Genomic DNA, 23930 nt, shown 5'->3' on the forward strand with positions numbered 1-23930 from the left:
TCTCCTAGTCTTTCTCACGTTTTACAATGATGACCGGTTTTTCTGTTAAAGAATCATCTGGTACTACTTGTACAGGCTCTTCTTTTGCTTTTACAGCTGGCGCTTGTGTAGCAACTGGCTCTGCCGCTTTCGGCGCCACCACTGCCTCTACAGGAGCTTTAGGAGATATACCTGTATCCACACCATGTATTTCAATACCAGAAATTGTAACAGAAGATTCCGGTTGAACGTATACAAGCGTTCCTACTGGCAAATCAATGGATTTACCTTTTACAAAGAAACCACCTACAAGACCAACTGGTCCCAATAATACAGCCCCTGCTACAGAAGCTCCTGCAGCTTTTAATTCACCTTTTGTTTTAGCTTTCGCCTCTTCGCCTTGAACGGCTGTGAAAATTGTACCATCAATACCTTGTAATTGATCAAATACAATATTCAATTTAGCGTTACGACCAAAAGAACGAGCTTTTGTAATCTCTGTAATATGTCCAGTCCCCACTGTTCCTTTAGGAATCAACAAGGTTTCTCCATCCATTACATCTTCAGCTACTTTGACATGCACCACATCATCTTTTACATTTTTTTGAGATGTCACAGGTTCTGTCAATTCTAGAGTAAATACTTGATCTGCTCCAATTGTTCCCGGCTTAGTTTTCAATGTTACTTGTGTGCCAAAGATAGATTGTTTTAATTTTTGTACACGACTTTGTAAAGAACCTTTTGCTTCTAGGCCATCCACACTGCGTTCCATTTCGCCAATGCGTTCCACGAGAGAGCCACTATGAACCTCATCAAAATACATCCATTCCAAAGCATTGACTTCTTGATGCAATGTTACTTTTGTACCTTGACCTTCCACTGACTTATACAAAGTTTCCACTTGTCCTGTAATACTACCTTGTTGTTTAGCCCCCAAAATAGTATCTTGCAATTGATGTACTCGATCTGTCAATGCACCTACTTGTACTTTACCATACACAGTACTTTCCAAAGCTTCTGTTTTTTCTAAAACTGTGTCTGGTGCCGCCCATACACTTGTTGTTAAAAGAGCAAACACAGCTCCTAATACAGCAGAACGTTTCATAGTATCTCCTCATCTCTACTAACACATAGATAGCACGGGCAAGCCCGTGCTAATTCATTAGATCTTCAAATCTATAATTGCTGATACACCAACCCCTTGAATGCGATTTGCACTCGTAGGATTTTTGCTATCAATTGGTACTAGTCCTTTTACGCGAGCTACGGAATTAAAACTAGCTTCTATTTGTGCTACTGCTTCTACTCGTTCCACTTCACTGCTCGGTCCTGTGACCTGTGCGGCACCGATATGTGCGCCTCCGCCAAGACTGACGATAGGAACTACTTTTGTAGAATAAGTAGTGCTTAAATTATTTTGCTTTAATAAATTGTTCAAGAAATTATTAATGGAGTTTCCGTATTTATCCACTAGAAAGCCAACGCCCCCTACTTTTAATACGCCTCCTACTAGACTTCCTAAATTAAATGCCTGTGCTTGTTGAACTCCCACAACACCTACAGTGGCTACTGAGAATGCTACCATAGCAGCTACGATTTGTTTTTTCATCGTAATATCCTCCTTTTCCTTTCCATTGTATCAAAAAATACATTTTTATTCTATACAAAGTATACGAGATGTCCATGATTTTTTCATGAAATATTACAATTTTCTAACAAATTCGTGGCACTTGGTCCTCCCCAAGCATATCTAAAAGGCGAATCCCACCTACTGCCGTTTGTAAACCTACTTTACCAGCATTGCCATTCACCACATCGCCAATGATCACCGCATCACGGCCTTCAGTGAAAGTCCGCATCATCTCCACGACATCATTCGCCACGTCAGCACGTACGATAGTAATCATTTTACCTTCATTTGCCAAATACAATGGGTCGTAACCTAACACTTGGCATACGGCTTGTACTTCCTCACGAACAGGAATAGCAGACTCTTGCAATCGAATCCCTTTTTGTGCGGAGTTGGCAATCTCTTGGAGTGTTGTCGCTAAGCCACCACGAGTAGGATCTCTAAAGAAAGCAATATCTTTACCAAAGGTTTCTAACAACTTATGAGCCATCTGATGTAAAGGTGCACAATCTGTCTGTATAGTATCTGGTAAATCTAATCCATATCGAGTTCCCATCACTGCAATGGCATGGTCACCCAAAGTACCTGACACGATAACTTTCATGCCACTTTCAATATAGGAAGTTCCTAACTGTACATAGTCTGGCACGATACCTACACCGGCAGTATTGATATAGATTCCGTCAACGGAACCTTTTTCTACCACCTTCGTATCACCTGTCACAATGGACACCCCTGAAAGTTGTGCCATATCTGACATCGTTTGTAACACAGTTTCTAAGGTAGAAATAGGCAATCCCTCTTCTAAGATGAGTCCGCACGACAAATACTGAGGCACTGCACCCATCATGGCTAAATCATTTACCGTACCGCATACAGCTAACTTACCAATGTTGCCACCTGGGAAAATATGTGGTGTCACTACGTAAGAATCTGTACTCATAGCCATACGCCCCGTTGTAACTGGAAATACAGCGCCATCATGTAATTCATTTAATATTGGATTCGAAAAATATTTCACAATATATTGGTCCACCAATTCATGACTAAATTTGCCGCCATTACCGTGGACTAAGCGAATACGTTCCATTTATTCCTCCCAGGTCATTCCACCACTGGAAAAACCATATTTATACCAAGCTGAACAGCTGCCTTCTACCGATACCATACAAGCCCCCACTGGATGCTCTGGCGTACAAAGTTTACCAAATAGAGGACATGCATCAGGATGAATCATACCTTGAATGACAGATCCACATTGGCAACCTTTCGGACCATCACTTGTTGTAAATGTTTCCAAAGGTAGCTGTACCAATGCATCATAGTCAGACCATTCGCCACGTAGCTTTAACCCTGATGCGGGTAATATGCCAATACCACGCCAACCATCATCAGACGGTTCATATAAGGTATCTATTAACTGTTGTGCTACAGCATTGCCCGTTTTTGCCACTACAGAACGGTACGTATTACCTACATAAAATTTTTGTTCTTTTCGTTGTTCCAACAAATTCACAATAGCCGCCAGAATTTCCACGCCATCAAAGCCAGCAATACAGCTTGGCATATGATATTCATCGGCCAAAAATTGATACGGCTGTTCCCCAATAATAACACTCACGTGACCCGGCAGCAGAAATCCATCAATTTGATGTTCTGGATTACTCAATAACGCACGTAATGCAGGTGGCACCAATTTATGAGAAATCAAGAAAAATACATTCTTTAATCCCTTAGCATGTACTGCCTGAATAGTGGCTGCAATGACAGCGATGGTTGTTTCAAAACCGATGCCCAAGAAAATAATCTTTTTATCTGGATATTGTTCACTTAATCCAAGCACTTCCATAGGGCTATAAATAATTTCAATATGAGCCCCATTTTCTTTTGACTGCCATAAATTACCTGTTGTACCAGGAATCTTCAGCATATCTCCAAAGGTAGCAATGACTACATCCTCTCGAGCCGCATACGCCAAGGCTTGATCCATATATTGTTGGTCTGTCACACACACAGGACATCCAGGACCACTAATGAGTTCTATGCCTTTGGGTAACATTTGACGGATTCCTTCACGAAAGATAGCCACTGTATGGGTCCCACAGACTTCCATGAATCGTACAGTTTCCTCTGGATTATATAATTCGTGAATGCGCTCTAGTAAACTAGCTGCGACTTTCGATTTTTCCGTTAAAGTAATCTTGTTCAAGTTCTTCTAATTCGCGGAATGCCTCAAGAGTCAACCGCGCTTCCTCCTCATCTACAATTTGTACGGCACAGCCCGCATGGACTAATAGCCAATCTCCAATTTTTGCTTCCGGCACCAATAACAGACTACACTCTCGTTGTACCCCTGTTAATTCCACGGTACCAATTGTTTCATTAATATGCACCAATTGTGCTGGTACTGCTAAACACATAGTATCTCCTATCTATTCATATAACTTCCTAACCATAATTGCCCTAATGCGATACCGCCATCATTCATCGGGCTTTGGGTAGGCACGTGGACTATGTATTCCCTTAATTCCTCTATCACTCCTTCTAGGAGAATACGATTTTGGAATACCCCTCCACACAAGATAATGTGCGAAATATGTCGTTCCTCACAACATCGTCTCGCCATCTGTCCTATATAATATATCAAAGTTCTGTGAAAGTTCGCTGAGATTTTTGCTACACTTTCACCATTTTCTAACTGTTCTATCACAGATCGTACTAAACTCATTGCATCTAATACAGTCCCATCCAGCTTCATGTCTAGGATGTTGCCATTTTCTGAAAGCGCCAATTGTTCTAACTCGATAGCAAGTTGCGCATCATAGAGATGTTCATAACCTAAACCTAACAGGGATGATACTGTATCAAATAAACGACCACCGCTAGAAGACTGTACCATCTGCATATGAGGCATCATTTTATCTAATAGTTCCCATCCCTTAGGCAGTGTTTTTTTCCACTGTTCTATCACTGCCGGTACCTCCGATGGATAGAGCTGCTTCACATACCATAACGCTTGGCGCCACGGCTCTCGTACAGCTACTTCACCACCTGGCAAAGGGGCATAGCTCAAATGTGCTATTCGTTCCATATGTTCTTTGTGGCAATATAAAAACTCACCACCCCATAGAGTGCCATCTGGGCCATATCCTGTTCCATCAAAACAGATTCCTAAGACTGGTTCCTGAATATTATACTCCGCCAGTACCGCTGCCACATGGGCATGATGATGCTGCACTTCTATGACAGGTAATTGATGCTTCTCTGCATAGGTTCTACCACACTGTGAGGTGTAGTAGCCCGGATGGGCATCCACGATGACCTGTATAGGTTGTAATTGAAATAACTCTTCATAGCGTTTCGTCGTACTCCACAATAAGTCTTGTACTCGTTGATGTTCCATATCTCCCATATAGGGACTAAGGATAGCATGAGATCCACGGTTCATACCGAAAGCAGCTTTCATATCTGCGCCCATGGCAAGCATAGTAGGACTTTTCTCTAATGGTACTACAGGAATAGACAAAGGGATGTACCCTCGGCTACGGCGGATTAGAATCGGTTCATTCTGAACCACTTGCACCACCGAATCATCCACGGGGGAAATAATCTCCCGATTGTGAGCCAATATATAATCTGCAATGCCCTGTAGCTCTTCCTCTGCTTGCATATCATCATATAACACAGGGTCCCCACTTCGGTTCGCACTAGTCATGACCCATAGCGCATCAGACGGTACTAAACTGTAGTGATATGGAGCATAGGGCAACAAAATGCCTAAGGTTTCCATACCAGGAGCCACACTAGGTGCAACATTGTATTTTCTTACTCTTCGCAACAATACAATCGGTCTTGCAGGACTCAGTAACAGTTCTTCCTCTCTTTCAGATATGTATACATACTGTTTTGCCGTTTCCAAGGATCCTGCCATGACCGCTAATGGTTTTCTAGGGCGGCCTTTGCGTTGTCGTAAGGTCAGTACCACTCTTTCTTGTAAGGCATCACACACCAAATGATAGCCACCCACGCCCTTTAGTGCCACGATAGAACCATTTTGTATATACACTTTAGCTTGCTCCATCGCATCCTGTCCAGTGGCGAGTACCCTTCCATCTGTATCCTTTAGTGTGAACATCGGTCCACACTGCTCACAAGCATTGGGCTCCGCATGGTATCGCCGACCACTTAGGTCGTCGTATTCCGTCTGACAGTCTTCGCACATTGGAAATACTTTCATAGACGTTTTGTCACGGTCGTAAGGAGTACTTTCAATAATCGTATACCGCGGACCGCAATTCGTACAATTCGTAAACCCATAGTGAAATCGTCGATTTTCAGGGTCTTGTATATCTCGCAAACACGCTTCACACGGTGCCATATCAGCACCAATAAAGGCATTTCCTTTCACATCTTGAGAAAGGATGATGGTAAAATCATCCAAAGCCTGTACGTCTGTCGGTTCCATTTGTAAGGTATCGATACGTCCATGCATAGGCAACTCAGATTGCAACCGCTCTACAAACAGTTGGCAATCTGCATCCACCCCCTGTATGTGTATCTCCACACCGCTTGTGTCATTCCTCACTGTACCCACTAATCTTAATTCATGGGCTAGTTTAGACACAAAGGGGCGGAATCCTATGCCCTGTACAATGCCTGTTACATGTATGGTGTATGCCTTCATAGAACCCGCCTCCCTTCTCTTATATAATTTTAATGATTTTCTTGTCGGATTCCTGCTGCATCCAGTTCAGCTTGGATCATAATAGCACATTCAATACGTTTTTTCTGTAATTGACATCCCATTTCATATGGTGTACTAAGGTCTCCACCTAATGTTTCATTGTTCGCATGGCAACCACCGGAACAGAAGAATTTTGCCCAACAATTAGCACAAGTTTCTTTCGTAAATACGTGAGTGTTTCTAAACTGCGTTGGTATGTCGTAATTTTTCAAACCATCGAAGACTGTACCAATCACATAGCCATCTTTACCTACGTATTGGTGACATGGATAAATATCTCCATTTGGCACTACCGCCATATATTCATGACCAGCTCCGCAACCACGCAAGCGTTTTGCCATACATGGTCCACGATACAAATCCATACGGAAGTGGAAGAAGTTAAACTTTTCACCCCAACCTGCTAGTTGACGTTCTAAATATAAGTCTGCCAATTTTTCATATTCTTTTTCAATGATTGGCATATCTTCTGGACGTAATACATAAGCGCCGTCTTCACCAACCACTGGTTCCATAGACAAATGCTCAAAACCTAAGTCGGACATAGCTTCCACGTCTTTGCAGAAGTCTAGATTATTATGTGTGTACGTGCCACGCACATAGTATTCACGGCCATCACGTTGTTTAACAGCATTGACTAAGTTTTTCGCCACTGTTTCGTATGTATCTCTACCACCAGAACTTGGGCGCATGCTATTATGAACATCTTCACGACCATCTAAGGATAATACTAAACTCATGTTATGCTCGTTCACATAGTCGATTTTATCTTGTGTCAACAACATACCGTTGGTCGTCAATGTTAATTTAAAGATTTTACCATGTTTTTCTTGAATGGATTCAATATATTCTACGGTTTGTTTCACAACATCCCAGTTTAATAATGGTTCACCACCAAAGAAGTCAATTTCACAATGTTGACGTGGACCGCTCATGGAAATCAAGAAATCTACAGCACGTTTTGCCACGTCGAAACTCATTAACTCCCGTTTCACTCCACCGTAGTCACCTTGGCTAGCAAAACAATATTTACAAGCTAAATTGCAATCATGAGCAATGTTCAAACAAAGAGCTTTGACAATTGGTTTTTCATCTACCACTAGTTTAAACTCTGCAGACATAGGCGCAAAGAGCATTTCCTCTTTGATGAGTTCATCTAACTCATCCATAATTTCATCTAATTCCGCTGCATCCTCTGTAGCATCTAACGCACTATGCACAGCATCACGGTTTGTGCCATTATAGATATCTAATACACGATCGATAAGCTCATCGATCACATGGATAATACCACTATTTACATCTAGTAGAAAGAACTTATCTTTCATTTTAAATTTATGAATCATCGGTTGTAATTCTAACATTCATACCTCCATTAACTTACTAAAGTCTAAGACTAATTATATCACTTTATGCCTATGACGTATAGAAAGCTATCAATATAGAGTATACTTTTTCTAAAATTATAGTATGCAAAAAATTGTACTTTTAAAGCATATATGTTATAATTTAGACAAGCTAAAGATATAAAGGGTTAGCATACAGAATCCCCCTAGATTATGCACATCTAGGGGGATTTTTGTATGTTTTATAGATTCATACAAAATCTAGGATTGTTACAAGCAAAGCAACATATCAATCCATTTGCAAATGTAGTAGCTAGCTACACTTGCCATGACTGCCACTATAAAAGATTTTAAAGGGTTATACATACTGTCACCTCCTCCTGTTACGGATTTGGCTTTCTTGTAACGCTTCTAGTATAATCCTAGATACAATATAAAGCAAACAAGCTGCCGACCTACTGGTCGACAGCTTGTTGCTAACCCAATGGATTATTTTTGTTTGCACACTTGGTTGCCTACTGTACAGCTAGTTTTGCAAGCAGATTGGCAAGATGTTTGACATTCGCCGCAGCCACCTGTTTTAGCAGTTTTTTGTAGGGATTCAGTGTTAATTGTACGAATACGTTTAGACATCTTCATTCCTCCTAAGCACAAACTTACTCTTATATATTATCATCTAATACCGATTCAAGCAAGCACCAGGAATTAGTGAGCTAACGCTTCTTTCAATGTTTTAAGATTTTCTTCCATGATGTCAAGGTATGTCACATGTTTTTGTGTTTGTTCTTCAGTTAAACCTTCTGCTGGGTTCAATACATACACTTTTACACCAGTTTCAGCAGCGATAGCATTCGCCAATTTAGGGCTTACCAATTCTTCACTGAAGATAGCTTTTACATTATGTTCTTTGATGAAAGCTACAATATCTGCCATGCGTTCTGGTGTTGGTTCTGCATCTGGAGATACACCCATGATACCTAATTGTTCAAAGCCATATGCTTTTGCTAAATAACCAAATGCCATATGACTAACGACTAAGTTTTTATCGTGTTGTGTTTTGCCAAATTCTTCATATTTAGCGTGTAAAGCTTGTAATTTTTCTTTGTATGCTTTACCGTTAGCTTCATAATATTTTGCATTCGTAGGATCTGCTTTGGAGAAAGCTTCTACAACAGCATCTACTTCTTTTGCTACATTCATTGGATCTAACCATACATGTGGATCAAACTCGCCATGTTCATGTTCGTGCTCATGTTTATCTTCTTTTTGAGCTTTATCATCTTTATGCTCTTTATCATCTTTATGCTCTTTGTCGTGGTCATGATCATGTTCGTCTTCATCTTCATCTGGAGCTGGTAGCAATGTCAAAGATTTAGCTAATTCTACTGGTTGCGCATTTTGTAGCACATCCTTTGCTAAGATCTTTTCTGTTGGTTCCAAGCCTGCACCGCTATACAAGAATACTTTAGCAGTACCAATCTCTTTTAAATCTTTTGCAGTTGGATCCCAATCATGTGGTTCTGCCCCTGGAGGTACTAATAAAGATACATCAATTTTGTCTCCCCCTACTTGTTTCGCTACATCATATACAGGGAATACTGTAGTAACAACTTTCATTTTTTCAGCTGGTGCTGCTTGTTTTGTATCACTGCCACATCCTGCAATACCTACTGCAGTCGCCACCATAGTAGCTCCTAGTACAAAATAGGTTAATCGTTTTTTCCAATTCATGAGTATACTCCTCCTAACACAAAAAAACAAGAAGTGATTAGTCTTTGCTAATTCACTTCTTGATTATATACGATTTAAAAAATCCGTGCTTGAATGCATGAGCAGTCTATACATTCAATTTCATTATCATTTAAATTTCTTAATGACCGCTAATGCCACTGGTGTCACAACAGCTACTGCTAATAGAGCCTCTGGAATACCATGAGACCATACAATGCCCATCACCACATTAAATACAGCTTCCGGTGAAATGTGTGTGGCTTTTGCAAATTCCACACCATAAATTGTGTAAATACCAGTCATCACAAGGATTGTATTAGTAGCTGTTCCCAAGAATGCAGCTAAACCGATACGGATGGCTTTCACTTTGATTGGTACATACATATACACCAACGCTGCTACTAAACCGATCAACATTCTTGGCAATACAGAAATAATAGGATTCATAAATGCAAAGGATAAAATATTAGGCGCCATGTAAGCTTGTACCATACTGTACGCACCGAATAAGAATCCTACAGACATACCTACCTTAGGTCCTTCCACAACACCGCCTAAGATGGTTGGAATGTGTAAAATAGTAGCACTAATCGGTGGAATTGGCACAAAGCCCCATCCTGTCATACCAAGTACAATGGTAATCCCTGCCAATAAACCAATAATTGTTAATTGACGTACCGTAAATTTTTGCGATGGCTGTGTTTGCAACGCTGTTTCTTTTTCCATGTTTTCCTCCGTTCTTATTCCCTTAGGATATAAGTCGAACCAATACTAAAAAATGGAACTCAGTTCTGTTCTTCTTGATACAGACTATACAGTTAGTTCCTCGTATAGAGTAGTACAAATCAGCTATTCTGTCAATCATAAAATGTAATTTTTCTTACAAGCATAAACACTCTATTTGTCAAATGTAGCAACTACTCGTCCCAATATTTATTAATAGAGCCTATAAAAAACGAACACCTTATGAGACGCTCATAAAAGTGTTCGTTGTGAACTTACAGACCTAACAATTTTCTACCTTCTTCCCAAGCAAAGATAGGTGTTAAGAATGTCATTAAGTTTTCCTCTTCAAATGGATAGGCACGCATGCCAATAGCTTCCGCCGCTTCGACATCAGATGGTTTGTCACCTACAAGGAAACTACCATCTACATCTACATTCCATTCTTCAATGGCTTTTGTTAGCATACCTGGATTCGGTTTACGACAATCGCAAGCTTTCTTGTACTCTTCCACTGTTCCTTCTGGATGATGCGGACAATAATAGTAGGCTAATATGTTCACCCCTTCTGCTTCTAAACGACGAGACATTTCAGCATGTAAAGCTTGTACATCTTCTTCCGTATAGTAGCCACGGGCCACTCCACTTTGGTTTGTAACCACAATGATATCATACCCACGAGTTTGGGCTTCTTTCATAGCCTCAATAGCACCTGGAATAAATTTCAATTTTGCTGACTCAAATAAATATCCTACATCGACATTGATAACCCCATCACGGTCTAAAAATAATACATTTCTAGTTTCCATTATTTTACATACCCTTCATTATCTCGTAATAATGCACAATATTCATGAACGGCTTGTTCTAATGGGGTAAACCCTTTGTCATAGCCAGCGGCCAGCAATTTTGTAGTGTCCGCCTGCGTATAACTTTGGTATTTACCTTTTAGTACTTCTGGAAAATCAATGTAACGAATTTCCCCTTTTCCAGCGAAGGAAATGACAGCTTTCATAAATTCATTAAATGTATGCGCATGGCCTGTACCACAGTTAAATACACCACTAATTTCAGGATGCTCCCAGAAATAGAAGTTTACATTGACCACGTCATTTACATAGATAAAATCACGTGTTTGCTCACCATCACCATAACCATCGATACCTTTGAATAGAGTAATTTCTCCAGTTTCCATCAATTTATAATACATTTGGCGTACCAAGGATGCCATCTTATCTTTATGTGTTTCATTCGGTCCAAACACATTGAAATAGCGTAAGCCTACACATTGAGATTCTAGTTGTAAATGATTTCTAAACTTTGCCACATAGCGGTCAAACAACAATTTAGAATACGCATATGGATTTAATGCTTGTTCGCAGACTGGATCTTCACGGAAGCCGTTAGTCCCATGTCCATAGGTGGATGCAGAAGAAGCATAGATGAAAGGAACTCGACGTTCTTGGCAATAATGAAAGAGATTTTTAGACCCTTCATAGTTATTCTTCATCATATATCTGCCATCATAATTCATTGTATCCGCACAGGCACCTTCGTGGAACACTACTTCGATAGGCCCGCAATCGAAGATATTTTGCTCTACAGCCGTATCAAAATCTTCATAATCAATATAATCTGCAAAATCCAACATTTCAATGTTGCGAATTTTACGACCATCCGTCAAATCATCAACGATTAGAATATCGTTGCGGCCTTTATTATTCAATTGTTTGACAATATTGGAGCCAATAAAGCCAGCCCCGCCTGTAACAATAATCATAACTTTCCTTCCTTTAACAATCCTTGAATGCGCTCAATAATTCCTGTTGTGGAATATCCATCCTGGAATGGCAGGATTTGTACTTCATCTACAAATTCTTTACCAATTACCTCTTCAGGCTTGTAATCTCCACCTTTGACCAATATATTTGGACGCAACTGTGAAAGTACCTCTGCTGGTGTATCTTCTTCAAAAAGGACCACACCATCTACAAAGCCTAAAGAGCTCATCAACAAGGCCCTATCTAGTTCATGGTTGATAGGACGACTATCCCCTTTTAAACGGCGCACAGAACTATCTGAATTTAGGGCCACCACCAAATGATCACCCAGCGCAGCCGCTTCTTTTAAATAGGTCAAATGTCCGCGATGTAATATGTCAAAGCAACCATTGGTAAAGACAACCACTTCGCCCCGATCTTGCCACAATCGGATTTTTTTTGTTAATGCCTCTACAGAATAGACACTTTCTTTATCTTCTTTTTTAGCTTTCATAGAAGACAATAAGTCTAATAGCTCTTGACGATGAATTGGATAAGTACCGACTTTGGATACCACTACACCGGCTGCTGCATTGGCAGCCACTAAAGCGGCTCGGATAGATAAGCCCGCAATTAATGTAGTAAGCATCATAGCCACTACCGTATCACCGGCGCCACTCACATCGAAGACATCTTGCTGTTTCGTTTCTGCATTATGCCATACATTACCATCTTTACGAACTAAAGTAATTCCTTTAGCCGATCGTGTGACGATGATGAAATCCAGTTCCATCTTATTTAAAATATAGCTCGCAGCTTTAACAACCGCTTCATCTGTGTTGGGCACTTCATAGCCTACAGCTTCACTGAGTTCCTTCACATTAGGCGTAATGCAAGTAGCACCGTTATATTTTGACCAGTCAGAACCTTTCGGATCTACAATGGTCATAATGCCAGCTGCTCGAGTTTTACTGAATACTTGGCTTAGTAAGGATGACTGACAAATCCCTTTCCCATAGTCAGAAATCACAAGGCCTTGCAATCCTTTGTGCAACAACTCGTCTAGCCAAGTAAGAATCGATGTTTCACTAGCACTGGACAATGGCTGATTTACTTCATAATCTAAGCGGATCATTTGCTGTTGTCCACCTAAGATACGTGTTTTTGTGGTGGTCGGAATAGAATCTTCTGTAAAAACACCAGTGCTTTGGATGCCATTATCTTCTAATAGTTGACGCACAATGTCACCATGTGCATCATCACCAATACGGGATGCCATATGCACTTGGCAATCTAATTGGGCTAAGTTATTCGCCACATTGGCCGCACCGCCCAAGACTTCTGTTTCCCGTTGCACCACATTCACCGGCACTGGAGACTCTGGAGAAATACGGCTCACATCGCCAAAAATATAGCGATCTAACATGCAGTCGCCAATAACCCCTACTTGCAATTGTGGTAAATCACGAAGCAAAAAGGATTGTAATGTACGATTAGGCATAATCTTCTTCCACCAATTCACATAAAATATGACCCGCCAAAATATGCATTTCTTGAATGCGGGCTGTCACTTTTGATGGCACTGCAAACGTTAAATCACATAATTCTGCCATCTTTCCACCACCTTCACCAGTAAAGGCAAAGGTATGCATGCCAATATTACGAGCAGATTCTACGGCTTTCACCACATTTTTACTATTCCCAGATGTGGAAATACCAATCAAAATATCTCCAGAACGGCCCAATCCATCTACTTGTCGGGCAAATACTTCATCATACCCATAATCATTGCCTACCGCTGTCAAAATAGACGTATCTGTAGTCAACGCAATGGAGGCTAAGGAACGGCGCTCTTTCTGAAAACGTCCCACTAATTCTGCCGCTAAATGCTGAGAATCTGCGGCAGATCCACCATTACCACAAAATAAAATTTTATTGCCTGCTGCTAGCGCTGCTTTACAACGCTCCGCCATAGCTTCAATAACACCCATTACTTCATACGTAGCACTCAATGTGTCTACATGATCTGAAAAACGGGCACTAATAGTTGGATGTAACTCACTCATGTGTTGTATCCTTTCCATCATTTTCCAATAATTCATGTAATTCTTGCAAGAAACTTTCTACATTATTAAATTGTCGATATACAGAGGCAAAGCGCACATACGCAACTTGGTCCACATCTTTCAACAAGGATAATACAATTTCACCAATTCGTTCCGTAGTCACTTCTTGCTCTACTTCCATACGAATTTGTTTTTCCGTTTCATTTACAATCGATTCTAATTGATCTGTGGAAATACCTCGTTTGCTACAGGATCTCCACAAGCCATTCATCAATTTAGAACGATCAAATAATTCTTTCTTCTGATCTCGTTTGATCACCATAATCGGTAAATCTTCAATGACTTCATAGGTCGTGAACCGCTTGCCACAGTTCATACATTCCCGACGGCGACGAATATTATTATCGTCCGTAGATCGTGAATCTGTCACTTTGATTTCGTCATGATGACAATAAGGACATTTCATATTGTATCCTCCTATTGGTTGCGCAAGAAGGTCTTTCCTTGCTGTTGCATTTCTTCTATAAAAGTATCTAACATTTCATAGCGTTTGCGATACATATTTCGTTTATGTGTTTTTGCTGTTTCGTAAGTTTTACGTTCTTCCGCTAAAGGAATCGCAAAAAACCGAGAGTCTTGTTCCCATGCGTGACCACCTAATTCTTCCCAGAAGTCATTAAACTTCACTAATTTATGACGATTGAAACGAATTAAATGCGTATTCGTATAGAACCCTTCATCAGACACTGCATACAAGGTCTCAATACCTAAGTTAGTTGCTAATTGTCGTAGTAAAAAGAACATAAAGTTTTTAGGACGATAGCCATGCATTTTTTTCGTTAGCTTCTTCGCCTTATCTAAGCCCTCTTTATACCCCTGAATGGTACCAATCCAAATACATGGTTGCCCCAATGGGTCAACACCTAATCGGAAGTTGATATGATAAATTCCATCACCTTCATAGGTTAAGAGCAAACTCAATAAGCCTTCTTTCCGTTGACCTGGCATAAAACGTAAGGTTGCCTCTAAAGCTAATTCTTCGGAATGCCATATTCGAATCCCTGTTTCTGAAGGACTATACAAAGCTTGAATGGCCTCCTCTGTAAAGTACTGTGGCAAGGCATCAAAGTGCTGAATAATACATTCTAACCGTTCTTGAGCTGTAGATTCTTTGTAGAAGAAGACACGATTAATAATTTCCCAGATTCCTTCTTGATCCTGCAGTAAATTAGAATAACTGCCATAGGTAGCGAAGTAAGATTCTAGTTGATTCAGTTGCGATCTATTTTTATAGGAACGGGCGGTGAACAAAAAGATACGTCGTTTTTCACGCCAGCTATGGTATCCATAGATTCTTTTACCTAATTCCCATTGTTGTTTTGCATATGTAAACACGGTACATCCTCCTTAGGATAGACTATATCAACCTATATTATACTCCATTTTAACAATGAAATTCAATGTGTACCCCCTCATAGGTCATAGCATTTTCTATGAAAGTATAGTTTCATAAAAAACTAGAGAGTCCTAAGACTACCGCTTAAAACTCTCTAGTGAAAGAAATGTTGTTACATTCCCTAGTATATGTTGTTATTTACTGCCTGTGCTACCGATACCACCAGTACGAATACCGCACGCATCGTCATCATTAGTCAACAAGTATTTAGAGAAGATACCTTGCGCCACTCGTTCCCCTTTTTCCAAGGCAACAGAAGCGTCTGTAATGTTGTACACGGCAATCATAATGTGACCTTCGTTATCTTCATTGTTATAGTAATCAGAGTCGATAATCCCTGTACTATTTGTAAGCATCAAGCCTCGTTTGATCGCCATGCTTGAGCGAACGTGGATCGCCAAATATTCATCATAATGCATGAACGCTTTCAGTCCTGTAGGAATTAATACCGTTTCTTTAGGACCTACTACAACAGCTTCTGCACATTCAATGTCATAGCCTGCACTTTCAGAAGTCTTACGCTTCGGCAAATTAATGCCTTGCCCTTCAAAGGCAGACACCACTTCAAATCCACGAATATCCATAGTGCACCTCAATTATTTTAATAGTTCCTTGCGAGACAAATTAATACGACCTTTGTCATCGATTTCGATAACTTTGACCATAATTTCATCGCCTACATTCACTACATCTTCTACTTTTTCTACACGTTCTCTTGCTAATTGAGAAATATGAACTAAGCCTTCTTTACCTGGCAATACTTCTACGAAAGCACCGAAGTTCATCAAACGAGTGACTTTACCCATGTACACTTCGCCTGCTTCTACTTCTTTTGTCAAGTTCGTAATGATTTGGATTGCTTTTTCAGCTGCTTCCGCTTCTACGGCAGCAATAGAGATAGTGCCATCATCTTCAATATCAATTTTAGCACCAGTTTCTTCAATAATGCCACGGATAACTTTACCACCTGTACCGATAACGTCACGGATTTTATCTGGATCAATTTTCATCGTTACGATACGAGGAGCCCATTTAGACATTTCTTCACGTGGTGCTTGGATCGCTTCCATCATTTTACCCATGATGTGCATACGACCTTTGTGAGCTTGCGCTAAGGCTTCTTCTAAGATTTCACGAGATAAACCGGAAATTTTAATATCCATTTGGATAGCAGTCACACCTTTTGTAGTACCTGCTACTTTAAAGTCCATATCACCTAACGCATCTTCCATACCTTGGATATCTGTTAGGATTGTATAATGTTCATCCTGTGTTACAAGACCCATTGCTACCCCAGCTACTGGCGCTGTAATAGGTACCCCTGCATCCATCAAGGATAAGGTAGAACCACATACGCTGGCCATAGAGCTAGAACCATTGGATTCTAATACTTCAGATACTAAACGCATAGCATATGGGAATTCTGCTTCTGTTGGAAGCACTGCTAGTAACGCTCTTTCAGCCAATGCACCATGACCGATTTCACGACGTCCAGGACCACGAGAGGAACGAGTTTCCCCTACAGAGAAAGATGGGAAATTGTAATGGTGAATGTATCGTTTTTCTGTATCTAAACCAATACCATCGATGGTTTGTTTTTCAGACAATGGCGCTAATGTACAAATGTTTAATACTTGTGTTTGACCACGTGTGAACAAGCCAGAACCATGCGTACGTGGCAATGCGCTAACGCGACAAGAAATAGGTCGAACTTCATCTAATTGACGGCCATCTGGACGGATTTTCTCTACCGTAATCATATGACGCACAATTTCTTTCACCATTTTTTCTAATGTAGCATAGATATCGCTTGCTTGTTCTGGGAATTGTTCCGCAAAATGAGCCAATACTTCTTCAAACACAGCTTGTTGTTGCTCTTCACGTTGCACTTTATCTGCACAACGTACAGCTGCATCTAATTTGTCATGTGCATAGGCACGAACTGCTTCTGCCACTACTGGATCTACTTCTTTAATTGGGAATGTGCGTTTCGCATGCCCAATTTCAGCTACCATAGACTCTTGGAACGCTACGATTCTTTTGATTTCTTCATGAGCTGTCATGATGACTTCTAAGATGATATCTTCAGGAATTTCGTTGGCTTCCCCTTCTACCATCAAAATCGCATCTTTCGTACCAGCTACTACCATATTTAATGTAGTTGCTTCTAATTGTGCTTTAGTTGGGTTCACCACAATATTCCCATCTACAAGACCCATGCGCACACCAGCGATAGGACCTGCCCAAGGAATATCGGAAATAGATAATGCCGCAGAAGCACCAATCAATGCACAGATTTCAGGCGCATGGTCATGATCAACAGATAATACAGTAGCTACTACATGTACTTCATTACGACTACCTTTATCGAATAAAGGACGAATTGGACGGTCAATTAAACGGCTATTCAAAATAGCAGACTCTGGTGGACGTGCTTCACGTTTAATAAAACCACCTGGGAATCTACCAACAGCATACATTTTTTCTTCGTAATCTACTGTTAATGGGAAAAAGTCAATATCTTTTGCCTCTTTAGATGCCGTTGCTGTAACCAATACAACCGTATCACCATATTGTACTAATGCAGAACCACTTGCTTGTTTTGCTAACTCGCCAGTTTCAATCGTCAACGTGCGACCAGCTAGTTCCATTTGGAATCGATTCATTCCATGCCTCCTGTTTAATTCTTTATCCTTAAAAATCTTTATAGTTGTTATTATACACGAGTGGAGAGGGAAATACAATTTAAGTCGTGATACTGACAGGAAAGAACTCTCCTAATGACCTAATATATAATTAAGCAGAGAGATGACTCTCTCTGCTTAATCTAGTATTTCTCGTTTGCTATATATCACCGTATAGTTGCGTAAACATTGACTCTGCATATAATTTGATATCGTTAGGATTACTCATATTATATGTTGATTTTATATGTTTAAAGTATCTACCTATATCTTCTTTACAAATAATTTCATTTGAAATTTCAACTGCTCTATACTCTCCTCTCGCTGCTAACCATGGTTGTTCAGTATGCGTAAACCGTTCCAAAACCTTTCCACTATAACAACCTAAGTACTTTATAACACTATCTATAATAGCATCTTCAAGGTCTATAATCTCAGAAAACTCCACCTCTTTAGAAGTATCAATCGGATTAAATAAGTACTCCTTATATCTATGATATACTTCAGGGTATACAGGTCCATGTACCCAAGCCTGACAATCTTCCTCAAATAAGAACTTTTCGTGAAATGCGTAATAAAACCCTTGCACGTAATATAATAATTTTTGAAGAGCTAAAGGTGTAATATCTTCACATTCACTTAATAAATATTTAATTACATGATTAATCTTTTTATTCTCTCCGTCAGCTCTGCCCATTAACAGTTCAACAGCAGCTTTACTTTTTTTATAGGCCTGTTCTAATTTTAAATTATTTTTATTTTCATTCAATACTCCGTAATAAAAATTGGGATCCTCATATATTTTTTTTAATGTATTTGAATATTGTTTCGTTGGAATATCGCCCTCGTAATAACGAGAAAATGTCTGTTCCCCCCATCCCAATAGTAATGAAAGCGGTCTCTTACCAATCGCATATTTCTCGCAAATCTCTCTAATGTGTTCTAATGAAATAATATCATTCTGTTTTCTATATTCATCATATAATGCTTTTAAATTATAATCATGTACCTCAGCCACATATATTTCACACTGGCAATCAACACAGTGTGCAACTTTCCCCCTATACTGATAGGCTTCCCCTTTAATCATCCCAACCATTTGTGTTTCTTCTATTATATAATTAACATCATTTCTACATTCTTCACAAAACACTTTTTTGTCTTCCATATCCATATCCTCTTTTCTAAATCATTTAAATGCATACTGTATCGGTTTATTTCTCTTATGAAAAGAAATCACCACCGTTCTATTTCCTCTTAATGTATCTAGCATATTAATTTTTATGTAAATATCTACCACAACGCCTTCTCCATCGGCCTCAAATAGTCTCACCTGAGGAACAAATACATAAAGCACTTCATTTTCATACCCTGCCTTCGTATTCTGTAATGTATGGCAAAAATCCTCTACTGTAAGATTCTTTAAAATTTCTTTTATCTTTTCACTACGAAGATTATATTCATTAATAAAGGCTATATTTTCTTGGCGATTTGCATTCATAGAAATAGTATACATTCCACATTTAATACACTCTTGTACTAGCGTTAACATGTTAGCTATTTCTTTTCTACTATAACTTTGATTATAATATAAATTCATGTAGATGCCTTTCTACAAAATACTGAATTCATCAATTTACAATTCAAAATTGTATCAATTGATGCATTTTTATATTTTGATTATACCAAAATTTTATGTGCGTATCAATAAAAAAGCTTCTTATAAAAAATTCTGACTAATTTAGTAAATATAAAGTCTCCCTTATTAGTGGAGCCCCTCAAATTGTTAAGGTCTTTGTATTATCGTATTCCAATGGGTTTACAGAAGGGGGTAATAATAACATTAAAGTATTAAAGAGAATAAGTTATGGATTGCGTAATTTTGATTATTTTAGAATTCGTATACTTCTATTAAGCAAAAAGAATAGCACTAGCTATTTAGACAGCTAGTGCTAAGAACTTTTTATAGGCTCTATAATAAATGTTAGGGCTACTCATATAAAAGTAGTCGCCAACATTCTTTTTTTGCAATAAAATAGACATATACAAACTCAAACTGTATCATAAAAGTAGCCACACAATTAAGAAAGGATGAGTCATATATGTCTACAGTTAATTATACAGAAATTATCTTTAAAATTAAAGAGGAATATATCAAACATACAAGAGTAAATGAGGACGGTTCTGTTCACTTTACTCTTGAGATTCCAGTAGCTGAGCAGGTGCGTCCTCATTGTGGAGCGAGGACTAGAAAGTCTAAAGGTAAACGACCTGAAGACGTCAAATTTGGGGCTACTCAGCATCATACAGTGACTGCAACCTACTTGCAAAGGCGTTACAAATGTCAGGAGTGTAATCACACTTTCATAGAAAAGAACCCTTTTGTTTGCCGTTATTTGCGACTTAGTAAAACTAATATGGAATATCTATTTAGACAACTCGGCGAAAAAGTATCCTTCACAGAGATGGCTAAACTTAGCAATGTTTCTGTTTCAACAGTCATTCGGTATTGCTCTAAATTAGCTATTCCAAAGCCTAACTAATTACCCACAGTACTAGGTATCGACGAATATAAATGGAATACCGAAGGTCAAAGGTACCCAAGGTATCATAGCCGATTTAACCAATCATTCTATCGTAGACATTTTACCAAAACGGGATACACGAGCTCTTATTCAATACTTCAAAACCTTTTCTAAAGAAGCTAGAGAACAGGTTAAATACGTCGTTATGGGTATGTCTCCATTATTTAGGTTAGTGATGCAAACTTTCCTCAAATGTTAATGCCTTTGTTACCCTATTCCAATGGTTTTACAGAAGGGTGTAATAATAACATTAAAGTATTAAAGAGAATAAGTTATGGATTACGTCATTTTGATTGTTTCAGAGTTCGTATACTTCTATTAAGCAAAAAGAATAGCACTAGCTATTTAGATGGCTAGCGTTAAGAACTTCTTATATGAGCAGCCTCCACATTTGACAAAGAGCCTTCTTTTACACTTTAGGTATAATTTTTAATTAAATCAACCATACGTTATATCTTCATTTTTCGTATAAAACCACTCAATCGTAAATCCATCGATTATATTAACTTCAAAAGGTTTACTTTTTCTATAACAAATATTGTTTTTTACTAAATAGGCCTCAACATAATGTCTCCCTACATAACTAGTTGTTTCTATTCTTATCCTTTTCCCTTGTTCAATCTTAGAGTCATAAAAGTCTCCTCTTAGGCAATTTGCATTTTTTGCTTCAGTACCAGTATTCGTTATTTGCCAATATATGTCAAAATCTTTTATATTGAGTGTGGGGGCAATCACTTCAAATCTAAGCTCTCCTTTTTTATTCAAAGCTTCACCACTTTTTATCTTTTTACCTCTAAACCCAGGACAACTATAATATGTTTTTATCTCCACATCAGATTCATTGGCACTTAATAATTTCCACTTAGGTCTCTGATGATGGCTTAACGAGTCTAAGGATATCCCAATTTCATTAATACTCTTACGCAGACTTCTCTGCATATAATACAAGCTCTCATTTAATGTCACTTCTTTATTATCAACACTGAAATCAGCTTTAAGTTGATTATACCATTTCAAAAATCCTTCAAAATACATTTTCTCTTTATCCCATTTTAATGATAGTTTTTCTTTTCTATTAACTGGATTATAAATACATGGAATTTCTTCTTCATATTCAATTCCATCCAAAAGGGTCTTAATTACATTCAATAATAATGATGTAAAATCATCACTAATACTTGTGCATTTAGAATACACTTTTGCAGCTAGAGTAGTAATTATAACCGAAGATGGTTTATGTTCCATATCATCTTCAAACATAACTTCTGCATGTCGCTTTAGCAACTGCACAATTTGTTGTAATTCAGTTTTTACTTTATAGTCTGGAATTTCTTCTACCTTTGCATCAATTCGTTTAGCATATGATTCTTTTAAAACTTTAAAATTACTTTGATTTTTAAACCAATCAGAATATCCTTTGGGATTGCTAATCTCCCAGTTATCTGTTATATCATCATAATTATCACGCCTTTTATCCGAAATTGCAATATTTCCATCATCACCATTATTCCATGGAACAGCTGGTAATATATCTATATGAAAATTTGATTCATCTACATAATATAGTGTCCAACACCTATTACTCTCTTTCGGTAAATTTTGCATACTATTCCTTAAGCAATAATCTTCAACTACTTTTCCAATTTCGTCTTTTAGTTGTCTTTGAGTCTGGTCTATTCTTCTTTTTTTAGTCATATTGCAAACAATATCTACATCATACGCCCCTTCTTCAGTAAGCGGTTTAATTGCTGTTCCTAATTTAATGGAACCTTGTAAGTAAATATCTGGATCATATTCTGCTAAATCAGATTCTTTTATATAATTTGCAATTGCTTTATATCTATTCGATACTTTTTCATAATAAGATTCAGAAACATCAATTTCATTAATCAGCTCTTCTATCTCCTTTGATATTTTAAAGTTTTTCACTTTCTCTTCTCCTTTTCTCTTAAATAATATATCTCGAATGACTTCCTATTTTAAATGATTTTCCTTCAATATCAATACATTCTTTTTCGATAGCCTCTCTATCTACAAGCTTAATCAAACTATCATCGCCTTGCGCATATTGGCGTATCATCTCAACGTATTCATCTATTAAGTGAATTTCATAAATATCAAATAATAAAATTTCATCGATGCTAAAGTGTATAGAATACTTCATTTTTGGTTGTATTTGCTTTAAAAACTCTATCTTCATACTTGTCACTGCTTCTATAGGCAATATCTCCGGTCTTATAATTTCTTCATAAAATTCTCTATATGCTGCTACTTCCCTATTTTTTCTGCTATCAAACCAACTCAAAACTTTACTAACATTTTTTCCTTTAACCCTAAATCTTAGATCTTCATTTTCATAAAATCCCCGCTTATTTTCAAATCTAATATTCAACTTTCTTTCAATATTAATAAATGAACTGTAGACCTTATATACGCCTCCAACAGGTTGCAATTGTTCTATTTTACTACCTTTTATTAAAAGATATTTATCATCTATTTTTATTTTATATAAATAGGCAATACTAAATCTAATATCTTTATCGTATTGCAGCACTGATTTTATAATCAGCCAAATTCTTCTATAATTATCAAAAAATCTACCGCAAAAAAAAGAAATTACGTTACTAATTAAATTTATAACTATACTTTCTAACACTTATATTCCCATCCTTTCATTATTACTGCTTAACTTCTTTTAGAACTTTATAGTCTACTATCTTATTTTTTACGAACAATATCCTCCTAATCATTCTTCTGCCTTCAACCATACTTCATAATAAAATACCAGGCTATAACCATGGCACAATCCTATCAGATATATAAATTTTATTTTAAATAGTATATGAAAGTTCCTAATTCATTATCATAACACTTGTATTTATATTGAATATTCACCAGAGTTTGAGTATATTACCAGTTTAAGTATTTACTGCTCCCATACACCTTTCTTAAATAGTGTTCTCCCATTATGCTAAGTTTTTACCGTTATAATTCAGAATCCGTCTCTAATATTACTTTAATAGAAGACATGATTCTTGTTCCCACTATTTTCTCTCATATTTCACCTCAAAGAATACTATATATTGACTTTTATTAATTCTATTTTACCATATATTGTGTTTTAACACAAAATTCTGAAAATAAAAAGGCTCTATAATAAATGTTGGGGCTACTCATATAAGAGTAGTCGCCAACATTCTTTTTTTGCAATAAAATAGACATATAC

Annotated in this window: 26 protein-coding genes; 4 read left to right on the forward strand and 22 right to left on the reverse strand. The window is 38.1% G+C overall.

What is annotated here, in order from left to right; translation table 11 throughout:
• Positions 1-4: 4 nt before the first annotated feature.
• The 20 genes from EO117_RS04020 to EO117_RS04115 all read right to left on the reverse strand — a co-directional run bounded on the left by EO117_RS04020 (position 5) and on the right by EO117_RS04115 (position 19719).
• Positions 5-1084 (reverse strand): hypothetical protein, encoded by a 1080-nt coding sequence (locus tag EO117_RS04020; protein ID WP_240632573.1) that lies wholly within the window; start codon positions 1082-1084, stop codon positions 5-7.
• 57 nt (positions 1085-1141) lie between these two features.
• On the reverse strand, positions 1142-1588 hold the full coding sequence (locus tag EO117_RS04025; protein ID WP_126939221.1) for a hypothetical protein: 447 nt from the start codon (positions 1586-1588) through the stop codon (positions 1142-1144).
• Positions 1589-1691: 103 nt separating this feature from the next.
• Positions 1692-2699, reverse strand: a complete 1008-nt coding sequence (hypE, locus tag EO117_RS04030; RefSeq protein ID WP_126939222.1) for a hydrogenase expression/formation protein HypE — start codon at positions 2697-2699, stop codon at positions 1692-1694.
• Positions 2700-3818 (reverse strand): hydrogenase formation protein HypD, encoded by a 1119-nt coding sequence (gene hypD / locus EO117_RS04035; protein ID WP_126939223.1) that lies wholly within the window; start codon positions 3816-3818, stop codon positions 2700-2702. It lies immediately after the preceding gene.
• Positions 3775-4029, reverse strand: a complete 255-nt coding sequence (locus EO117_RS04040; protein WP_126939224.1) for a HypC/HybG/HupF family hydrogenase formation chaperone — start codon at positions 4027-4029, stop codon at positions 3775-3777. Before EO117_RS04040 ends, hypD begins: the two co-directional genes overlap by 44 nt.
• 8 nt (positions 4030-4037) lie before the next feature.
• Complete coding sequence (gene hypF / locus EO117_RS04045; RefSeq protein ID WP_126939225.1) at positions 4038-6293, reverse strand: carbamoyltransferase HypF; 2256 nt, start codon at positions 6291-6293, stop codon at positions 4038-4040.
• A 29-nt stretch (positions 6294-6322) separates the two neighbouring features.
• A complete protein-coding gene (scfB, locus tag EO117_RS04050; protein ID WP_126939226.1) occupies positions 6323-7717 on the reverse strand; it encodes a thioether cross-link-forming SCIFF peptide maturase in 1395 nt (464 codons plus the stop codon).
• Between the two features lie 471 nt (positions 7718-8188).
• Complete coding sequence (gene scfA / locus EO117_RS04055; protein ID WP_009353042.1) at positions 8189-8332, reverse strand: six-cysteine ranthipeptide SCIFF; 144 nt, start codon at positions 8330-8332, stop codon at positions 8189-8191.
• A 72-nt stretch (positions 8333-8404) separates the two neighbouring features.
• On the reverse strand, positions 8405-9430 hold the full coding sequence (locus EO117_RS04060; protein ID WP_126939227.1) for a metal ABC transporter solute-binding protein, Zn/Mn family: 1026 nt from the start codon (positions 9428-9430) through the stop codon (positions 8405-8407).
• 126 nt (positions 9431-9556) lie between these two features.
• On the reverse strand, positions 9557-10156 hold the full coding sequence (locus EO117_RS04065) for an ECF transporter S component (RefSeq protein ID WP_126939228.1): 600 nt from the start codon (positions 10154-10156) through the stop codon (positions 9557-9559).
• A 272-nt stretch (positions 10157-10428) separates the two neighbouring features.
• Positions 10429-10962: a D-glycero-beta-D-manno-heptose 1,7-bisphosphate 7-phosphatase gene (locus EO117_RS04070; protein ID WP_126939229.1), complete on the reverse strand. Its 534-nt coding sequence runs from the start codon at positions 10960-10962 to the stop codon at positions 10429-10431.
• Positions 10962-11933, reverse strand: coding sequence for an ADP-glyceromanno-heptose 6-epimerase (rfaD, locus tag EO117_RS04075; RefSeq protein ID WP_126939230.1), 972 nt, complete (start codon positions 11931-11933; stop codon positions 10962-10964). The genes EO117_RS04070 and rfaD overlap by 1 nt, the downstream gene beginning before the upstream one ends.
• Positions 11930-13414 carry a PfkB family carbohydrate kinase gene (locus tag EO117_RS04080; RefSeq protein ID WP_126939231.1) on the reverse strand — a complete coding sequence of 495 codons (1485 nt, stop codon included), beginning with the start codon at positions 13412-13414 and terminating at the stop codon, positions 11930-11932. The genes rfaD and EO117_RS04080 overlap by 4 nt, the downstream gene beginning before the upstream one ends.
• Positions 13407-13979: a D-sedoheptulose 7-phosphate isomerase gene (gene gmhA / locus EO117_RS04085; protein WP_126939232.1), complete on the reverse strand. Its 573-nt coding sequence runs from the start codon at positions 13977-13979 to the stop codon at positions 13407-13409. The genes EO117_RS04080 and gmhA overlap by 8 nt, the downstream gene beginning before the upstream one ends.
• On the reverse strand, positions 13972-14445 hold the full coding sequence (nrdR, locus tag EO117_RS04090) for a transcriptional regulator NrdR (RefSeq protein ID WP_126939233.1): 474 nt from the start codon (positions 14443-14445) through the stop codon (positions 13972-13974). The genes gmhA and nrdR overlap by 8 nt, the downstream gene beginning before the upstream one ends.
• A gap of 11 nt (positions 14446-14456) precedes the next feature.
• Positions 14457-15374 (reverse strand): DUF535 family protein, encoded by a 918-nt coding sequence (locus EO117_RS04095; RefSeq protein WP_126939234.1) that lies wholly within the window; start codon positions 15372-15374, stop codon positions 14457-14459.
• 195 nt (positions 15375-15569) lie between these two features.
• Positions 15570-16019 (reverse strand): dUTP diphosphatase, encoded by a 450-nt coding sequence (locus tag EO117_RS04100; RefSeq protein WP_126939235.1) that lies wholly within the window; start codon positions 16017-16019, stop codon positions 15570-15572.
• A 12-nt stretch (positions 16020-16031) separates the two neighbouring features.
• The gene (locus EO117_RS04105) at positions 16032-18101 is read right to left on the reverse strand and encodes a polyribonucleotide nucleotidyltransferase (RefSeq protein ID WP_126939236.1); all 2070 of its coding nucleotides are present in this window, start codon (positions 18099-18101) and stop codon (positions 16032-16034) included.
• Positions 18102-18279: 178 nt separating this feature from the next.
• Complete coding sequence (locus EO117_RS04110) at positions 18280-19287, reverse strand: type II toxin-antitoxin system antitoxin SocA domain-containing protein (RefSeq protein ID WP_126939237.1); 1008 nt, start codon at positions 19285-19287, stop codon at positions 18280-18282.
• A 21-nt stretch (positions 19288-19308) separates the two neighbouring features.
• On the reverse strand, positions 19309-19719 hold the full coding sequence (locus EO117_RS04115) for a hypothetical protein (RefSeq protein ID WP_126939238.1): 411 nt from the start codon (positions 19717-19719) through the stop codon (positions 19309-19311).
• A gap of 164 nt (positions 19720-19883) precedes the next feature.
• Here EO117_RS04115 and EO117_RS04120 point away from each other — a divergent pair, with 164 nt between their 5' ends.
• From EO117_RS04120 to EO117_RS09390, 4 genes are all read left to right on the forward strand, one after another.
• A complete protein-coding gene (locus tag EO117_RS04120) occupies positions 19884-20069 on the forward strand; it encodes a transposase (protein ID WP_256359679.1) in 186 nt (61 codons plus the stop codon).
• 152 nt (positions 20070-20221) lie between these two features.
• Entirely contained in the window at positions 20222-20662 is a 441-nt protein-coding gene (locus EO117_RS09380) for a hypothetical protein (protein ID WP_240632574.1), read from the forward strand.
• Between the two features lie 100 nt (positions 20663-20762).
• The gene (locus EO117_RS09385) at positions 20763-20903 is read left to right on the forward strand and encodes a transposase (protein WP_240632575.1); all 141 of its coding nucleotides are present in this window, start codon (positions 20763-20765) and stop codon (positions 20901-20903) included.
• Positions 20903-21061 carry a transposase gene (locus tag EO117_RS09390; protein ID WP_371413074.1) on the forward strand — a complete coding sequence of 53 codons (159 nt, stop codon included), beginning with the start codon at positions 20903-20905 and terminating at the stop codon, positions 21059-21061. Before EO117_RS09385 ends, EO117_RS09390 begins: the two co-directional genes overlap by 1 nt.
• An 81-nt stretch (positions 21062-21142) precedes the next feature.
• Here EO117_RS09390 and EO117_RS04130 read toward each other — a convergent pair whose 3' ends face one another.
• Both EO117_RS04130 and EO117_RS04135 read right to left on the reverse strand, forming a co-directional pair.
• A complete protein-coding gene (locus tag EO117_RS04130) occupies positions 21143-22633 on the reverse strand; it encodes a nucleotidyltransferase (protein WP_126939239.1) in 1491 nt (496 codons plus the stop codon).
• Positions 22634-22652: 19 nt separating this feature from the next.
• Positions 22653-23360: a hypothetical protein gene (locus EO117_RS04135; protein WP_126939240.1), complete on the reverse strand. Its 708-nt coding sequence runs from the start codon at positions 23358-23360 to the stop codon at positions 22653-22655.
• Between the last annotated feature and the right edge of the window lie 570 nt (positions 23361-23930).

It is taken from the genome of Veillonella sp. VA142 (genome assembly GCF_003992135.1).
Lineage (GTDB): Bacteria > Bacillota > Negativicutes > Veillonellales > Veillonellaceae > F0422.

Bases quoted from the DNA above. Each gene is read 5' to 3' on its own strand.
- scfB (WP_126939226.1), bottom strand. From the start codon at position 7,717: ATGTTAGAATTACAACCGATGATTCATAAATTTAAAATGAAAGATAAG.
- EO117_RS09380 (WP_240632574.1), top strand. From the start codon at position 20,222: ATGTCTACAGTTAATTATACAGAAATTATCTTTAAAATTAAAGAGGAA.
- EO117_RS04060 (WP_126939227.1), bottom strand. From the start codon at position 9,430: ATGAATTGGAAAAAACGATTAACCTATTTTGTACTAGGAGCTACTATG.
- EO117_RS04110 (WP_126939237.1), bottom strand. From the start codon at position 19,287: ATGGAAGACAAAAAAGTGTTTTGTGAAGAATGTAGAAATGATGTTAAT.
- EO117_RS04080 (WP_126939231.1), bottom strand. From the start codon at position 13,414: ATGCCTAATCGTACATTACAATCCTTTTTGCTTCGTGATTTACCACAA.
- EO117_RS09390 (WP_371413074.1), top strand. From the start codon at position 20,903: ATGCCTTTGTTACCCTATTCCAATGGTTTTACAGAAGGGTGTAATAAT.
- EO117_RS04105 (WP_126939236.1), bottom strand. From the start codon at position 18,101: ATGAATCGATTCCAAATGGAACTAGCTGGTCGCACGTTGACGATTGAA.
- EO117_RS04115 (WP_126939238.1), bottom strand. From the start codon at position 19,719: ATGAATTTATATTATAATCAAAGTTATAGTAGAAAAGAAATAGCTAAC.
- EO117_RS04100 (WP_126939235.1), bottom strand. From the start codon at position 16,019: ATGGATATTCGTGGATTTGAAGTGGTGTCTGCCTTTGAAGGGCAAGGC.
- nrdR (WP_126939233.1), bottom strand. From the start codon at position 14,445: ATGAAATGTCCTTATTGTCATCATGACGAAATCAAAGTGACAGATTCA.
- EO117_RS04040 (WP_126939224.1), bottom strand. From the start codon at position 4,029: ATGTGTTTAGCAGTACCAGCACAATTGGTGCATATTAATGAAACAATT.
- EO117_RS04065 (WP_126939228.1), bottom strand. From the start codon at position 10,156: ATGGAAAAAGAAACAGCGTTGCAAACACAGCCATCGCAAAAATTTACG.
- gmhA (WP_126939232.1), bottom strand. From the start codon at position 13,979: ATGAGTGAGTTACATCCAACTATTAGTGCCCGTTTTTCAGATCATGTA.
- scfA (WP_009353042.1), bottom strand. From the start codon at position 8,332: ATGTCTAAACGTATTCGTACAATTAACACTGAATCCCTACAAAAAACT.
- hypE (WP_126939222.1), bottom strand. From the start codon at position 2,699: ATGGAACGTATTCGCTTAGTCCACGGTAATGGCGGCAAATTTAGTCAT.
- EO117_RS04070 (WP_126939229.1), bottom strand. From the start codon at position 10,962: ATGGAAACTAGAAATGTATTATTTTTAGACCGTGATGGGGTTATCAAT.
- EO117_RS04025 (WP_126939221.1), bottom strand. From the start codon at position 1,588: ATGAAAAAACAAATCGTAGCTGCTATGGTAGCATTCTCAGTAGCCACT.
- rfaD (WP_126939230.1), bottom strand. From the start codon at position 11,933: ATGATTATTGTTACAGGCGGGGCTGGCTTTATTGGCTCCAATATTGTC.
- EO117_RS04020 (WP_240632573.1), bottom strand. From the start codon at position 1,084: ATGAAACGTTCTGCTGTATTAGGAGCTGTGTTTGCTCTTTTAACAACA.
- hypF (WP_126939225.1), bottom strand. From the start codon at position 6,293: ATGAAGGCATACACCATACATGTAACAGGCATTGTACAGGGCATAGGA.